A 15,275-nucleotide genomic window follows, 5' to 3' on the forward strand; every position below is an offset into this window, starting at 1 on the left:
ATCGCGGCCCGCGCCTGAGCGCGGACCGCTGTTGCTCTCGAACCGGGCTTCCGGTCGACGATCGGATCAATAGGCGCTGAGGCCGGTGCCCTTGTAGACCTTGTCGAACTCGGCCTTCACCGCCTCGTTCTGATAGGAGGCGACCAGCGTCTTCACCCAGGCCTCGTTCTCGTTACCGGCCTTCACCGCGATGAAGTTGCGGTAGGGATTGTCGGCGATCGGCTCCTGCGCGATGCGGTTTTCCGGCGTCAGGCCGCTTTTCAGCGCCCAGTCGGTGTTGACCACGGCCGCGTCGAGATCCTCGACCGAGCGGCCGACAATGCCGGCGTCGAGTTCCTTGATCACCACCTTCTTCGCGTTCTCGGCGATGTCGACGGTGGTGGCGAGAATGCCGGTGCCGTCCTTCAACTTGATCACGCCCTCGTTCTGCAGCACGCGCAGCGCCCGGCCTTCATTGGATGGATCGTTCGGCACGCCGACGACCGCGCCCTCGGGCAGGTCGGCGACTGCTTTGTACTTCTTCGAGTAGAGGCCGATCGGCCACACGCCGGTATAGCCGACGCGCACGATATGATACCCTTGAGTCTTGATCTGGTTGTCGAGATAGGGCTGGTGCTGGAAGGCGTTGGCGTCGATTTCGCCGCGCTCCAGCGCCTCATTGGGCTGGGTGTAGTCGTTGAACACCACGGTTTCGATGGAGAGGCCCTTTTCGGCGGCCTGGGCGACGACGACTCGCCAGACATCCTCGTCCTCACCGCTGATGATACCCACCTTGATCGCCTTCTTGTCCTCGGCGAACGATGCGCCGGGCGCCATCAGGCTGCCGATCGCCACGGCCGAGGCGAACAGCAGAGCAAGGCCACTGCGCCGGTTGACGGTTGACCCCGGGGAAGATGGCAAAGTGTTCTTGAAGTCGGACATGATTGATCTCTGTGGTTGTGAAGTCATGGCAGCGAGGCGGATTGCCTAGCCTTGGTCACATCCTCAGAAATTCTATCGTTTATATCAAAGAACGGGTTTCGCCGTTCTCGCCAAAGCCGGGAATATTCTCTCAAAATTTTCAAGAGCGTGAGCAAAAGCCGCCGCTTGACCGGCCGCAGCGGGTCGCGGCGCGATCTTGCGCGCCTCTGGAGGTCGTCAGATTCTCAGAGAGCCCGGCGTGCCGTCAAAGCGCGATCCACGCCGTCTTCAGTTCCAAATATTTCTCCAGCGCGTGAAGCGACTTGTCGCGGCCGAAACCGGACTGCTTGACGCCGCCGAGCGGCACGGTGATGTCGGCGCCGCCGTAGGTGTTGACGTGGACGACGCCGGCATTGATGGCGCGCACCATGCGGTGTGCTGTGGAGAGGTTGGCGGTCCACACCGCCGAGGCGAGCCCGTAGACGGTCGAATTGGCAAGCCGCACCGCCTCCTCCTCGGTCTCGAAGCGCATGACGCCGAGCACCGGCCCGAACACCTCCTCGCGGGCAACCTGCATGTCTTGCGTGACATTCTCGAAGATCGTCGGCGCCATGTAGCTGCCGCCGGTCTCGGTGAGAATCCGCTTGCCGCCGGTGACGAGACGGGCACCTTCTTTCGTCGCCCTGGCGACGAAACCGAGATTCTTGTCCAGCTGTTCGGCGCTCGATACCGCGCCGATGTCGCTGGAGAGATCGAGCGGGTCGCCGACTTTCAGCCGGGTCGTTGCCAAGAGAAGCTCGTCCATGAAACGGTCATAGACCGACGCCTGGACGAGCAGGCGCGAGCCGGCGACGCAGACCTGGCCGGAATTGCGAAAAATGCCGTTGGCCGAGACGACCGCCGCCTGTTTCAGGTCGGGAGCATCGGCAAAGACGATGTTGGGCGACTTGCCGCCGAGTTCGAGGAAGACGCGCTTCAGATTGGAGCGAGCGGAATATTCGAGCAGCCGTCGGCCGACCGGCCCCGAGCCGGTGAAGGCGATGGCGTCGACATCCATATGCAGGCCGAGCGCTTCGCCGGTGACCGCGCCACGGCCGGTGACGACATTGAGCACACCGGCGGGAAGTCCGGCCTCGCTTGCCAATTCGGCCAGCCGCAGCAGCGTCAGCGAAGCGATCTCCGGCGGCTTGACCACCACGCAATTGCCGGCGGCAAGTGCGGGCGCGATCTTCCAGGCACCGATCATCAGCGGAAAGTTCCACGGCACGATGACGCCGACGACGCCGAGCGGCTCCTTGTGGATTAGTCCGAGCACATTGTCGGCCGTTGGCGCGATCTCGCCGTAGACCTTGTCGATCGCCTCGGCATAGTAGCGGATGGTGCCGGCGGCCGAGAGCGGTTCGGCCTTGTAGGCCATGCCGATCTCGGTGCCATTGTCGCGCACGCCGAGCACGGCGAGCTCGTCGGCATGCTTTTCGACCAGCTCGGCGAATTTCGTCAGCACCTTCTTGCGAAAGGCCGGCGCTGATCGCGACCACGAGCCCTTCTCGAACGCCTTGCGCGCCGACTTCACGGCGCGGTCGATATCGGCGGCGTTGCCGTCGGCGATGCTGGCGAAAGGTCGGCCGTCGATCGGCGACGTCACCGGCAGGCTTGCGCCGCTTGTTGCCTCGATCTGCACGCCATCGATGAACAGGCCCCGTGCGCCGATCTCCGTCCTGCGCAGCGTGTCGATGGCATTCTGACTGATCATGGGTGACGGACTCCCAGGGAAACATGCAATGTGGTTGGCGCGCGGAATTCCCAGCCGCGAAACACCGGCTCCTTGCCAGGCACAAGGCTGAGATCGGGGAAGCGCAGGAGCAACAGCATTACCGCAAGGCACATCTGCTCGCGTGCGAAAAACCGGCCCGAACAGAAATGATGGCCGAAGCCGAAAGCGGCATGGTTGCCTTCGTCGCGGTTGATGTCGAAGCGGTCTGGATCGGCAAAGCGGCTCTCGTCACGGCTTGCCGAGGAGACAAGTGCGGCGACCGCGGCACCCGCCGGGATCGTCACGCCGCCAAGCTCCACCACCCGCGTCGTCTGCCGCGTCTGGGTGCCGATCGGCGCCACCCAGCGCAAGCCCTCGTCAACCGCCTTCGGCACGAAGGTGTCGGGATCGGCGAGCACCTGCCGCATCTGCTCCGGATGGGCCAGCAGACCGGCCAGGATCGAGCCGGCGCCATGTCCGGGCTCCTGCATGCCGCCAAGCAGGATGACCTTGATGCTTGGCATCAAAAAATCGATCGGCCGCGTCGTGCCCTCCGGCATGCCGTCATGTAGCATATGCGACAGCGCGGAATCATCCGGCGCGTGGACAAGCCTTTCCAGCGTCGGAAAGATGGCGTCGCCGACCTCGGCACTGATCGCGTCGGCGATCTCCTGCCGCTTCGGGTCGTTCTCGAAATTGATGGCACCCTGGGCAAGGCCATAGAACCAGCGGCGCAGCGTCGGCATGTCGATGTCGGCAAGGCCGAGCGAGCGTGCCAGGCTGAGCGTCGACACCGGTTCGAAAAAATCGGCCATCAGCTCGGCGGAGCCTTGGTTGGCGATCCGGTCGAGAAAAGGTTCGGCAATCGACCGCACGAGGTCGCCGGCATAGGCGGCGACGGTGCGCGGCCGGTATTTCGGATCGACGCCTTGGCGCAGTTGTTTGTGCGTCTCGCCATCGGTGGTCAGGATGGTGGGCTTGCCGAAGGAGCGCTCGACCGGCGACGAGCCGACGACGGCGGAGAAGATGTCGGGCGACTTGGCGACGCTCTCGACATCCTTCCAGCGGGTGACGAACCACAGGTTGACCGCGGGCACGAAAGCAACAGGCGCACTGCGCCTGAGCTCTGCATAGATCGGATAGGGATCGGCTTCCAAAGCCTCGACGGTGATATTTTCGGCAAAGCTCAAATCCGCCACTCCCCTTGTGGTGTAAGGGCGGCGTGGCACGCCGCCCCTTTGCTTTTCTCAATCTTTCAGCGGCTGGCCGAGGTTTTCGAAGGCTATGGGATCGCGGCTCTTCAGCGCGCTGGCCAGCAGCAGGCCGACGATCGCGGCGATCAGCACCAGCCCCGGCAGGAACACGCCAAGAAAGCCGCCCGCCCCGGACAGGCTGCCGAAATTGATGACGATCAGGTAGATGATGATGACGAAAGCGATGAAGGTCAGCCCGGGCAGGATGGTGGTCTTCAGCGCGTTCTCCTGGGCTGCCGGGTTGGCGCGGAAGAACATCACCACGGCCAGCGAGGCCACCGCCATCATCACGATGACGCCGAGCGTCGCGACATTGGTCAGCCACGAAAACAGCGCCAGCACCGGATCGAGGCCGAGCACGGCGAACAGGCCGACGACGACCGCAGCGAGCACACTCTGGATGACGGAAGCGACATGCGGGCTCTGGTGCACCGCATGCGTCACGCCAATCGTCTGCGGCAACAGTTTTTCGCGGCCCGAGACATAGATATAGCGCGCAACCGCATTGTGGAACGCCAGCACGCCGGCAAACAGGCTCGACACGAACAGGATGCTCATCGCCTGCGACAGCATCGTTCCGGCGTAGCGGTCGGACAGGCCGAACAGGAAGGTCGTCGGATCCTGCAGGCCTTGCAGCGTCGGCAGCAGCTTGTCGATACCGGCGCCGACCGCCATCAGCCATGCCGTGAGCATGTAGAAGACGCCGATCAGCACGACCGAAAAATAGGTGGCGCGCGGAATGGTGATCTTTGGATCGCGAGCTTCCTCGGCATAGATCGTCGTCGCCTCGAAACCGATGAAGGCGGCAAAGCAGAACAGAATGGCGATGGCCGGCGAGCCCGATGTGATCTGGCTCCAGCTGAACGGCGCCGCCGACAGGCCGCTATCGCCGCCGGTCTTGAGGATGGCGATGTCGAGGACCAGCACCACAAGATATTCGCACAGCACCAGCACCGTCAGGATCTTGGCGGAGAGGTCGACCTGCCGATAGCCGAGCACGGCGACCAGCGCGATGGCGATGAAACTCCACACCCACCAGGGCAGGTTGATGCCCCAGCCGGCGAACAGGCCTGACGTCGCGGAGCCGAGCAGGCCCATGACCCCGATCTGCATGGCATTGTAGGACAGGATGGCGATCAGCGCCGTGGCGCCGCCGGCCATGCTGCCGAGGCCGCGCGCGGCATAGGCATAGAAGGCGCCGGCATTGCCGACATGGCGTGACATGGCGACATAGCCGACCGCGAACAAAAGCAGCAGGATGGTGACGATCAGATAGGTGCCGGCAAAGCCGGCGCCATTGCCCATCAGCATGCCGAGCGGCGTGCCGCCGGCGACGGCCGTGAGCGGGGCGGCCGCCGAAATCACCATGAAGGTGATGGCGCCGACGCCAAGACTGTTCTTGCGCAGCCTGTTGGCCGGCGCCTGTTCTGCAACTGCTGTCATCGATCCCTCCTGTTTGCAAACCCTCAGGCTCGCCGGCCGAATGGCCTGTCCCATGCACTCTGGCGGTTGGTTCGTTATTTGAACCGTTATTTTGAATATAGACTTGCAAACAATGCCGATGCCTGTCAAGTTAATTCACACGTTAAATGATTGTCCCGAACCGGGAGGCAAATTTGAGTACGGTCGGAAAAGCGATCTCGCTTCTGGAGCTCTTCAGCGTCGACGAGCCCGAGCTCGGCCTGTCCGATCTGGCGCGCCGCTCGGGCTTCGACAAGGCGACGACACGGCGGCTGCTGGTTGCGCTGGCCGGCCATGGTTTTGTCGAGCAGGATATCGGCACGCGGCACTATCGCCTCGGCGCCGGCCTGTCGCGGCTGGCGCGCCTCCGCGAGGCGCGCTTTCCCTTCCTGCAGACAGCTGTTCCGCTGGTGCGGGAGCTTGCGGCATCGACGGCCGAGACCGTGCATTTGTCGGAATTCGGCGTCGACAAGCTGGTCACCGTCCATGTCGAGCATCCGGCATGGGCGAACCGGGTCAACATCGACATCGGTCAATTGCTGCCCCTGCATTCGACCGCGTCGGGTATCGCCTATCTGGCCTTCGCCCGCGACGAGACCGTCAAGGCGTGCCTGACGGGTTCGCTCGACGCCTTCACGGCCCATACGCTGATCGAGGCAGCGGCCATCTCAAGATCCATGGGCGAGGCGCGCGAGCGCGGCTATTCGATCTGCGACCAGGGCTATGAGGAAGGCGTGATCAGCGTCGCGGCGGCAATCCGCGCGGCGGATGGCTTTGCGCTCGGCACCATCGCGGTGGCGGCGCCAAAGGCCAGAACGACGGCAGCCGCGATCACGGAGCGGGGACTTGCCGTGAGGGAGGCGGCACGGGAGATTTCCATGCGCCTCAACGGCGAAAACCTGCAAATCTTGAGGAGGCAGGCCTGATGCCCTCGGAGACTGCGGCCCGCATCCTGGTCATCGGCACGGGCGACACAAAGGCCGAAGAGCTGTTGTTCATGAAACAATGCATCGAGGCATCGGGCGGCCGCGCCGTGATGATGGATGTCAGCGTGCTCGGCGACCCGCCCTAAAGCCCGGACCACGACAAGCACGCCGTGGCGCGGGCGGTGGATGTGACGATCGCCGAGATCGTTTCGAGCGGTGATGAGAACACCGCCATGACGCTGATGGCCGGCGGCGCCGTCCAACTGGTTCGCAAGCTCTATCAAAACGGCGAGATCGACGCCTTCATCGCCATCGGCGGCTCGATGGGAACCGATCTGGCGCTCGACGTGGCGCTTTGCCTGCCGCTCGGCGTGCCGAAATTCGTCGTCTCGACCATCGCCTATTCGCACCTCATCCCGCCCGAGCGCGTCGCGCCCGACCTGATGATGATCCTCTGGGCGGGCGGACTGTACGGCCTCAACTCGATCTGCAGGCTGGTCCTGTCGCAGGCCTGCGGCGCGGTCGTCGGCGCGGCCAGGATCGTGCTTGAGGACCGCGCCTCGGCACCGGCCATCGGGCCGACCATCGGCATGACCTCGCTCGGCAGCAGCTGCCTGCGCTACATGAAGACGCTGAAGCCGGCGCTGGAACGGCGCGGCTATGACGTTGCCGTCTTCCACACCACCGGAATGGGCGGCCGCGCCTTCGAATCGATTGCCGGTCAGGACCACTTTTGCGCGGTGTTCGACTTCAGCCTGCAGGAAATCACCAATCATCTTGCGGGCTCTGTCGTCAGTTCCGGCACCGACCGGTTGGAGAATGCTGGCGCTCGCGGCATTCCGCAGATCGCCGCACCCGGGGCGGTCGACATGGTCGATCTGCCGACCTGGCAGGATTTGCCGGCTAAATTCTCGACGCGGCCGTTTCATGCCCACAACAGGCTGATCGCGTCGATCACCGTCGATGCCGACGATCGCCGCCAGGTCGCCAGGACCATCGCCGCCAAACTGGGTGCCGCGAAAGGCCGCTCCGCCTTCATCCTGCCTACCGGCGGCATCCAGGAATGGGATACGCAGGGTGAGCCGCTTTATGACCCCGAAGCCCTGGCTGCCTTCGCCGATGAAATGCGCAGGGCTATTCCCGCCGGGGTCGAGTTCCACGAGATCGACGCCCATATCAACAGCGACGACTTCGTCGACAAGGCGCTCGAGATCTTCGACCGCTGGGTCGAGGAAGGCATCATCCCGCGCGGCAAGCCGGCCGAGGGAGTGGCAGCGTGAGCGCTGTTCCGGCCCAGGCACTGGTCCTCGATTTCGGCGGCGTCGTCACCCGGACGCTGTTCGAGACGCATGCCTTGACCGAACAGGCGCTCGGCCTCGCGCCGGGGACGCTGCAATGGCGCGGGCCGTTCGATCCGGGCAGCGATCCGCTGTGGCGCGCCATGCAGGCCGACGAGATCAGCGAGCGCGACTACTGGCGCTCCCGCACCAGTGAGGTCGGTCAGCTCATCGGCGAGGACTGGCAGGCGATGGAGACCTTCGTCCAACGAGCGCGCGGCGCCGAGCCGGAAAAGGTGGTGCGGCCCGAGGCCGACAGCGCCATTCGCACGGTGCATGCGGCGGGTTTTCGGCTGGCGATCCTGTCCAACGAACTCGACCTGTTCTACGGCGCCGATTTCCGCCGGCGGTTGCCTTTGCTCGGCCTGTTCGATGTGATCATCGACGCCACTTACACCGGCATCCTCAAGCCCGATCCACGCGCCTATGCCTTCGTCACCGAGGCGCTCGGCCTGCCGGCTGGCGCTTGCGTCTTCGTCGACGACCAGCGGCGCAATGTCGATGGCGGCTGTGCTGCCGGCATGCGCACGGTCCATTTCGACGTCGCTCGCCCGGCTCATTCCTATGCCGAAGCCCTCGGTCATTTCGGCCTCGTCCCAGTTGCCTGAGATTTTTTTGCGGAGTCCTCCATGCGCGACATCAATTTTCTCACCGAAACCAACGCCAAGCCGATCTGGCACCCGATGGCGCATCCGGCCGAGATGCGGGCCAACCCGCCGAAGGTGATCATGAAAGGCGAGGGTGTGATGGTCACCGACATAGCCGGCAACACTGTGCTCGACGCCGTCGGCGGTCTGTGGAACGTCAATCTCGGCTACAGCTGCGACCCGATCAAGCAGGCGATCGCCGACCAGCTTTCGGCGCTGCCCTATTATTCCGGTTTTCGCGGCACTTCGACAGGACCGTCGATCGAACTCGCCTACGAACTCTGCGAATGGTTCGAGCCGGAAGGCATGGTGCGGACCTTCTTCACCTCGGGCGGCTCGGATTCGGTCGAAACGGCACTTCGGCTGGCGCGGCAATACTGGAAGATCCGCGGCCAGGCCGACCGGACAAAATTCCTCGCCTTGAAGAAGGGCTATCACGGCACGCATTTCGGCGGCGCGTCGGTCAACGGCAATGCCAATTTCCGCCGCAACTACGAGCCGCTGCTGCCCGGCGTCTTCCACATTCCCGCGCCCTGGACCTTCCGCAACCCGTTCGATGAGACCGACCCGGTGCGGCTGGCGAAACTGTGCGCCAAGGCGCTGGAGGACGAAATCGCCTTCCAGGGCGGCGACACCATCGCCGCTTTCATCATGGAGCCGGTTCTCGGCGCCGGCGGCGTCATCGTTCCGCATGAGAGCTTCATGCCACTGGTGCGTGAGATCTGCGACCGCCACGAGATCCTGCTGATCGCCGACGAGGTGGTGACGGGCTTCGGCCGCACCGGCGCCTGGTCGGGCTCGCGGCTGTCGGGTGTGAAGCCCGATTTCATGACCATCGCCAAGGCGATCACGTCAGGTTATTTCCCGCTCGGCGCGACCTTGATCGGCGGAAAAGTCGCCGATGTCTTCGAGGCCGACAAGACCAGTTTTGGTGCGATCGGCCACGGCTATACCTATTCCGGCCACCCGGTCGGCTGCGCGGCGGGTCTGGCGGCGCTTGCCGAGACCAAACGGCTTCGCCTGAACGGGAACGCGGCGGCACGGGGCGTCGAACTCGCGGCCACGCTGGAGGGGCTGAAGGCCAGGCACGCGATCGTCGGCGATGTCAGGTACAAGGGCCTGATGGCGGCGCTGGAGCTGGTCTCGGACCGTGCCACCAAGAAGCCTGCCGACAAGAAGACCATGGCGGTGGTTTCGGAGGCGGCCTATGAGGCCGGCGTCATGCTGCGTGTGTCGGGCAACACCATCATCCTGTCGCCGCCGCTCATCATCAGCGCTGCCGATGTGACGAAGATCGGCGAAGCGCTGGATGCAGGCCTGTCGAAGGCCTGACGGGTTAGCTGGCCACAACGGAGTTTCAAGACGCAATGAGCCAATCGCAAGAGGCACTGGTTAGCCGGCGTTCCCGCCTGCTCGGCGAGAAATCGCAATTGTTCTACGACGAGCCCGTGCATCTGGTTCGCGGCGAAGGCGTCTGGCTCTACGATGCCGACGGCCGCAAATATTTGGACGCCTACAACAATGTCGCGCATGTCGGCCACTGCCACCCGCATGTGGTCGAGGCCTTGTGCCGGCAGGCAAGCCTGCTCAACACCCACACACGCTATCTGCACACCGCCATCCTCGATTATGTCGAGCGGCTGACCGCGACCTTCAATGCCAGCCTGTCGTCCGCCATCCTGACCTGCACCGGCAGTGAGGCCAACGACATCGCGCTGCGCATGGCGCAGGCCGCAACCGGCCGCATGGGCATCATCGCCACCGACGCCACCTACCATGGCAACACCACGGCGGTTTCGCAGCTCAGCACCCGCATGCCGCCGGTCGGCGGCCGCGCCCGCAATGTCAGGCTGGTGCCGGCGCCTGACAGCTATCGCCATCAGGAAGCGATGGCCAACGGCAAAGCCTTTGGCGACGCGGTGCGCGAAGCCATCGCCTCGCTGGAGCAGGATGGCATCGGCCTGTCCGGCATCATCCTGTGTCCGCTGCTCGCCAATGAAGGCTTTCCGACGCTCCCATCCGGATTTTTCGACGACGCGATGCGCGCGGTGCGTGACGCCGGCGGACTGGTCATCGCCGATGAGGTGCAGCCTGGTTTCGGCCGCACCGGCAGCCATTTCTGGGGCCACCAGCGCGCCGGCTTCGTGCCCGACATCGTCACCATGGGCAAGCCGATGGGCAACGGCCATCCGGTCGCCGCGGTGGTCACCACCAAGGACACATTGGCGACCTTCCGCAACGCTTTCCGCTACTTCAACACCTTCGGCGGCAACCCGGTTTCCTGCGCGGTGGCGAATGCCGTTCTCGACGTCATCGAGCAGGAAGATCTCGTCGCCAACGCGCGTAATGTCGGCGCCTATGCGCTTGGGCTGCTGCGCCCGCTGGCGGATCGGCATGAATGCATCGGCGAGGTCAGGGGCGCCGGCCTGTTCTTCGGCGCCGAACTGGTTCACGACCGCGAGACGCGCGAGCCGGCGCCCGACATTGCCGAGCAGGTCGCCAACCGCATGCGCCACCGCGGCGTGCTGATGGGCAAGACCGGCATCCACGGCAATGTGCTGAAGATCCGCCCGCCCATGCCGTTCTCGCGCGACAATGCCGACGCCCTGATCGGCGTCCTCGACCAGGTGCTGGGTGAAGTCGGCGGAGTGAAGGCGTGAACGCTGCTTCCACGCAATCAGGGTCCGAGACGGCAGCGGACGTCACGGCGCTCGCCAGGCGTGCGCTAGCCCATTGGGGTATTCGTGAGGGTGAGCCGGAGCTGCTGAAATTCCGCGAGAACGCGGTTTTCCGGATCCGCTTGCCCGATGGCCAGCCGGCCGCCATGCGCATTCACCGGCTTGGCTATCACACGGACGCCGCCTTGCGCTCGGAACTGCAATGGATGGGTTTTCTGCAATCGGCCGGCATCGCCACGCCATCTGCGGTCGCCACGCCGGCCGGCGATCTGTTCGTGCTTGTCAGCGCGAACGCCACAATGCAACCCCGGCAAGTCGATTGCCTGAGCTGGCTGGAAGGCCGCGCCGTCGGTGCGCGAGGCGTGCCGCTGGATTTTACGCCCGAGCAGGCAAGACGGGTCTTTACCGCGATGGGCCGAACCATCGCCCACATGCACAATGTCACATCTGCCTGGGCGCCTCCGTCCGGCTTTGCCCGCCATGCCTGGGATTTCGATGGCTTCTTCGGCGCGAACCCGAATTGGGGCCGCTTCGAGACCTCGCCCTTCCTCGACGGCCCTCATCGCGAGCTGGTTTTCCAGGCGCGGGAAAAGGCCGTGAAGGCGCTGTCGGAGCATGAACGCAGCGCCCGCAATTTCGGCATCATCCACGCCGATCTGGTGCGCGAGAACGTGCTCGTCCATGACGGCGCGATCCGCATCATCGACTTCGACGATTGCGGCCATGGCTGGCACATGTACGACCTTGCCGTCGCGCTCTACCAGAACCGCGATGAGGCGATCTATCCGCTGATCGAGGCCGCTTTGCTCGAGGGCTATCGGCAGGAGCGGGCACTGACCGCGCGCGACATCGCCGCGCTGCCGCTGTTTTCGGCGTTGCGTGCCTTTGCTTTCCTCGGTTGGGTGCAGAGCCGCGTCGAAGGCGACATCACCAGGGATGTCGGCCAGCGTATGTCGGCCATCGCAGCCGATGTGGTGATTGCCTATCTGCGTGGCGAATAGGGCCGATCAATAAGAACTGGCGGGTCATCAGCCCTTCGCGAAATGGATGCTGACCGTGCCCGAACTGCCGAAATCGGCGACGATCGTGTCGCCGGGCCGCGCCTCGATCGGCCGCACGAAGGATCCCGAGAGCACCACCTCGCCAGCCGCGATCGACATGCCGTAGCGGGCGAGCCTGTCCGCCAGCCAGGCGATGCCCATGGCCGGGTGGTTGAGCACGCCGGCGCCAAGCCCGGTTTCCTCTACCTCGGCGTTGCGCGAGACGATGGCGCCGATCCAGCGCATGTCGGCTTCCTCAGGCCGCTGCGGCCGGCCGCCGATGACGATGCCGGCATTGGCGGCATTGTCGGAAATCGTATCGAAGAAGGTGCGCACCTTCTTCGTCTCGGCATTGACGCGCTCGATGCGCGTATCGAGGATTTCCAGCGCCGGCGTGATGTAGTCGGTGGCGTTAAGCACGTCGGAGATGGTCACGCCGGGGCCTTTCAGCGACGCCTTCATGACGAAGGCGATCTCGGCCTCGACGCGAGGCTGGATGAAGCGGCCGGCCGGCACCGTCGCGCCGTCATTGAAGAACATGTCGTCGAACAGCACGCCCGAATCCGGCGTGTCGATGGCAAGCGCGTACTGCATTGCCTTCGATGTCAGCCCGATCTTCCAGCCCTTCGGCTTCAGCCCGGCATCGATCTTGCGCGCCACCAGCGCCGCTTGCACGCGATAGGCGTCTTCCATCGTCGCATCGGGAAAATCGAGGCTGAGCAGACGGATCTGGCGGCGCGACCGCTCGGCCTCGAACAGCCGTGCCGCGGCGTCCTCCACCTGTTCCGGGGTCATTGCGCTGCCTCGTCGACGACACCGTTTCTGAGCACGCCGATGCCTTCGGCCTCCACCTCGATCACGTCGCCGGGCTTCAGCCAGATCGGCGGCTCGAAGCGGGCGCCGGCGCCGGCCGGCGTGCCGGTGACGATGATATCGCCCGGCACCAGCGTGGTGAAGGTCGAGATGTAGTTGATGATCTTGCGGAAGGAAAAAATCATCCGGCTGGTGCGGTCCTGCTGGCGCAACTCGCCATTGACGCGGGTGGTCAGCGCGATATCGGCGATCTGCGCCTCTTCGCTGAACGGCACCAGCCATGGGCCGATCGAGCCGCTGCGGTCGAAATTCTTGCCTTGCGTGACGTTGAACTTGGCATGCCGCACCCAGTCGCGGATGGTGCCTTCATTGCACAGCGACAGCGCCGCGATATGGCCGAGCGCGTCGGCCTCGGCAATGCGCCGGCCGGCCTTGCCGATGACGATGACGATCTCGCCCTCATAGTCGAGCTGCGGTGATTCCGGCGGCCGCACCAGCGGCGCGCCATGGCCGACGAAAGATCGGGGGAAGCGGATGAACAGTGACGGGTTGGAGGGCGCTGCCTGGCCGTCCTTGTACTCCTCGTTGCGGTCCGGATAGTTGACGCCGACGCAGATGATCTTTTCCGGTGACGGGATCGGGATTTCATAGGCGATGGCGTCGAGCGGGAAATCTGGGGCGAAGGCCTCGGCCGCTTCCGCCAGCCGCCGCAAGGCGCCGGCCTCGATCACTTCACGCAGCGTCGGCCACTGGCCGTAACGAGCCGACAGGTCGATAACGCCCTTGCTCGTGATCGCGCCATAGCGCGCCTTGCCGCCGACGGTGAAGGTGGTGAGCCGTGCGGGGTTCATGCTGCGGCTCCGGCGATGGTGGTGGGCGAGGGGGCGTGACGGAACGCTGACATTGATTAGAATCCCACTACGGCGCTATGATCGGCGACGCCGTCAAATCCGGCTGGCGTGCCTTCGCTCCGGCAAACGCACTGCCCTCCTCGAACCAGCTTTTCGGCGCCGGCGCGCCCCACAGCGTCTGGCGCTGCGGGTCCTTGAGGTCCCATTTGATCGGCTCGAGGTCCGGATCGACCGTCTGGTAATCCGAACAGTAGATCTCGATGCGGTGATTGTCCGGGTCTCTGACATAGAGGAAGAATGCGTTGGAAATGCCGTGCCGGCCGGGGCCGCGTTCGATGTTCGGCAGATAGCCCGTCGTTGCCATCAGATCGAGCAGGTCGATGATGTTGAGCGGCGTCGGCACCCAGAAGGCGACATGGTGCAGGCGCGGCCCGATGCCGTTGGTGAAGGCGATGTCGTGCACGCCGCCCTTGCGGTGCGTCCACGCCGCCCACAGCTTTCCGCTGCTGGCGTCCTCGGTATACTCGGTCACCCGGAAGCCGAGCTCGTTGTAGAAGGCGACGGACTCGTCGACATTGGGCGAGAAGCAGTTGAAGTGGTCGATGCGCAGCGGCTTGACGCCCTTGTAGAGCGCATACTTCTGGTGGATCGGCGGCAGCCGCTCCATCTCCGCGTAGAATTCAAGCGGAATGCCGTGCGGATCGCGGGTGCGGAAGGTGCGCGACTGGTAAGGCCGCTCGACCCATTCCACCGGCAGGCCCTTGTCCTTGAAGAAATGCACTGCCTTATCGAGGTCTTCATCCGAGAAGACCTTGAAGCCAAGGTCGCGCGCTTCTGCCGTGGCCGCCTTCTTCAGCACGATGCAATGGTGCCCACGCTCCTCCAGCGCCCTGAGATAGATGGTGTCCGATGTCTCGTCGGTGACCTGCAGGCCGAGCGTATCGACATAGAAGGCGCGGGATTTGGCGAGGTCGGTGACGGCCAGCTCGACATGGCTGAGGCGCACGATGTTGAAGGCGGGGTAGAGATTGGGCTTGGGCAAGGGCATCTGATTTCCTCCGGTCAGCCGCCGAGTTTCTGGATCGCGTGCGCCGTCGTCGCAAAGGCTACGTTCTTCGTCTCCATGTAGAAGTCGAAGGAATGGTCCCCGCCGTCGCGGCCGATGCCGGAATTCTTGACGCCGCCGAACGGTGTCGGCAAATGGCGCACATTCTCCGAGTTGACCCAGATCATGCCGGCGTCCAGCGCATCGGTGAAGCGGAAGGCGCGGGTGACGTCCGAGGTCCAGAGATAGCCGGTCAGGCCGTATTGCGTGTCGTTGGCCAGCGCAAGCGCCTCGGCCTCGTCGTTGAAGGGAATGGCGCTCAGCACCGGCCCGAAAATCTCCTCCTGCGCAATGCGCATGCCGTTGGTGACGTTGGTGAACAGTGTCGGGCCGACATAACAGCCGCCGCCCGGCCCATCGACCTTGCCGCCGCCGACGGCGAGCGTGGCCCCCTCCGACCTGCCGATCTCGATATAGGACAGCACCTTCTTTTCATGCACCGGATGGATGAGCGGCCCGACCACCGTTTTCGGATCGAGCGGGTGGCCGACGACGATGCGCTTCGCCCTCT

The 15,275-nt window shown here is 64.4% G+C and carries 13 protein-coding genes and 1 pseudogene; 6 read left to right on the forward strand and 8 right to left on the reverse strand.

Going from position 1 to position 15,275, the window contains the following annotated elements:
- Positions 1-66 precede the first annotated feature (66 nt).
- From EOB59_RS04190 to EOB59_RS04205, 4 genes are all read right to left on the reverse strand, one after another.
- On the reverse strand, positions 67-921 hold the full coding sequence (locus tag EOB59_RS04190; RefSeq protein WP_127396249.1) for a MetQ/NlpA family lipoprotein: 855 nt from the start codon (positions 919-921) through the stop codon (positions 67-69).
- Positions 922-1,165: 244 nt separating this feature from the next.
- Positions 1,166-2,653, reverse strand: coding sequence for an aldehyde dehydrogenase (locus tag EOB59_RS04195; protein WP_128287736.1), 1,488 nt, complete (start codon positions 2,651-2,653; stop codon positions 1,166-1,168).
- The gene (locus tag EOB59_RS04200) at positions 2,650-3,843 is read right to left on the reverse strand and encodes a cytochrome P450 (RefSeq protein WP_128287737.1); all 1,194 of its coding nucleotides are present in this window, start codon (positions 3,841-3,843) and stop codon (positions 2,650-2,652) included. Before EOB59_RS04200 ends, EOB59_RS04195 begins: the two co-directional genes overlap by 4 nt.
- Positions 3,844-3,900: 57 nt before the next feature.
- Positions 3,901-5,349: an APC family permease gene (locus EOB59_RS04205; protein ID WP_128287738.1), complete on the reverse strand. Its 1,449-nt coding sequence runs from the start codon at positions 5,347-5,349 to the stop codon at positions 3,901-3,903.
- A 173-nt stretch (positions 5,350-5,522) separates the two neighbouring features.
- Between EOB59_RS04205 and EOB59_RS04210 the strand changes: the two genes are divergently transcribed.
- The 6 genes and pseudogenes from EOB59_RS04210 (at position 5,523) to EOB59_RS04235 (ending at position 11,956) form a co-directional block, all read left to right on the forward strand.
- The gene (locus tag EOB59_RS04210; protein WP_127396253.1) at positions 5,523-6,293 is read left to right on the forward strand and encodes an IclR family transcriptional regulator; all 771 of its coding nucleotides are present in this window, start codon (positions 5,523-5,525) and stop codon (positions 6,291-6,293) included.
- Positions 6,293-7,573 (forward strand): annotated as a pseudogene (locus tag EOB59_RS04215) (Tm-1-like ATP-binding domain-containing protein). The gene EOB59_RS04210 and the pseudogene EOB59_RS04215 overlap by 1 nt, the downstream one beginning before the upstream one ends.
- Positions 7,570-8,238, forward strand: coding sequence for an HAD-IA family hydrolase (locus EOB59_RS04220; protein ID WP_127397619.1), 669 nt, complete (start codon positions 7,570-7,572; stop codon positions 8,236-8,238). The pseudogene EOB59_RS04215 and the gene EOB59_RS04220 overlap by 4 nt, the downstream one beginning before the upstream one ends.
- Before the next feature lie 21 nt (positions 8,239-8,259).
- On the forward strand, positions 8,260-9,609 hold the full coding sequence (locus EOB59_RS04225; protein WP_128287739.1) for an aminotransferase class III-fold pyridoxal phosphate-dependent enzyme: 1,350 nt from the start codon (positions 8,260-8,262) through the stop codon (positions 9,607-9,609).
- A gap of 35 nt (positions 9,610-9,644) precedes the next feature.
- Complete coding sequence (locus EOB59_RS04230) at positions 9,645-10,937, forward strand: aminotransferase class III-fold pyridoxal phosphate-dependent enzyme (RefSeq protein WP_128287740.1); 1,293 nt, start codon at positions 9,645-9,647, stop codon at positions 10,935-10,937.
- Positions 10,934-11,956, forward strand: coding sequence for a phosphotransferase (locus EOB59_RS04235; protein WP_128287741.1), 1,023 nt, complete (start codon positions 10,934-10,936; stop codon positions 11,954-11,956). The genes EOB59_RS04230 and EOB59_RS04235 overlap by 4 nt, the downstream gene beginning before the upstream one ends.
- A gap of 27 nt (positions 11,957-11,983) precedes the next feature.
- Here EOB59_RS04235 and hpaH read toward each other — a convergent pair whose 3' ends face one another.
- From hpaH to EOB59_RS04255, 4 genes are all read right to left on the reverse strand, one after another.
- Positions 11,984-12,790 carry a 2-oxo-hept-4-ene-1,7-dioate hydratase gene (hpaH, locus tag EOB59_RS04240; RefSeq protein WP_128287742.1) on the reverse strand — a complete coding sequence of 269 codons (807 nt, stop codon included), beginning with the start codon at positions 12,788-12,790 and terminating at the stop codon, positions 11,984-11,986.
- Positions 12,787-13,659 carry a fumarylacetoacetate hydrolase family protein gene (locus EOB59_RS04245; RefSeq protein ID WP_128287743.1) on the reverse strand — a complete coding sequence of 291 codons (873 nt, stop codon included), beginning with the start codon at positions 13,657-13,659 and terminating at the stop codon, positions 12,787-12,789. The genes hpaH and EOB59_RS04245 overlap by 4 nt, the downstream gene beginning before the upstream one ends.
- A gap of 67 nt (positions 13,660-13,726) precedes the next feature.
- Positions 13,727-14,707: a 3,4-dihydroxyphenylacetate 2,3-dioxygenase gene (gene hpaD / locus EOB59_RS04250; RefSeq protein WP_128287744.1), complete on the reverse strand. Its 981-nt coding sequence runs from the start codon at positions 14,705-14,707 to the stop codon at positions 13,727-13,729.
- Positions 14,708-14,721: 14 nt separating this feature from the next.
- A partial coding sequence (locus EOB59_RS04255; RefSeq protein WP_128287745.1) for an aldehyde dehydrogenase family protein occupies positions 14,722-15,275 on the reverse strand: 554 nt, incomplete at its 5' end.

Source organism: Mesorhizobium sp. M7A.F.Ca.MR.176.00.0.0 (assembly GCF_004023165.1).
In the GTDB taxonomy this organism is placed as follows: domain Bacteria; phylum Pseudomonadota; class Alphaproteobacteria; order Rhizobiales; family Rhizobiaceae; genus Mesorhizobium.

Coding starts and splice junctions, on each gene's coding strand:
- EOB59_RS04190 (WP_127396249.1), bottom strand. CDS start 921: ATGTCCGACTTCAAGAACACTTTGCCATCTTCCCCGGGGTCAACCGTC.
- EOB59_RS04195 (WP_128287736.1), bottom strand. CDS start 2,653: ATGATCAGTCAGAATGCCATCGACACGCTGCGCAGGACGGAGATCGGC.
- EOB59_RS04205 (WP_128287738.1), bottom strand. CDS start 5,349: ATGACAGCAGTTGCAGAACAGGCGCCGGCCAACAGGCTGCGCAAGAAC.
- EOB59_RS04225 (WP_128287739.1), top strand. CDS start 8,260: ATGCGCGACATCAATTTTCTCACCGAAACCAACGCCAAGCCGATCTGG.
- EOB59_RS04230 (WP_128287740.1), top strand. CDS start 9,645: ATGAGCCAATCGCAAGAGGCACTGGTTAGCCGGCGTTCCCGCCTGCTC.
- hpaH (WP_128287742.1), bottom strand. CDS start 12,790: ATGACCCCGGAACAGGTGGAGGACGCCGCGGCACGGCTGTTCGAGGCC.
- EOB59_RS04245 (WP_128287743.1), bottom strand. CDS start 13,659: ATGAACCCCGCACGGCTCACCACCTTCACCGTCGGCGGCAAGGCGCGC.
- hpaD (WP_128287744.1), bottom strand. CDS start 14,707: ATGCCCTTGCCCAAGCCCAATCTCTACCCCGCCTTCAACATCGTGCGC.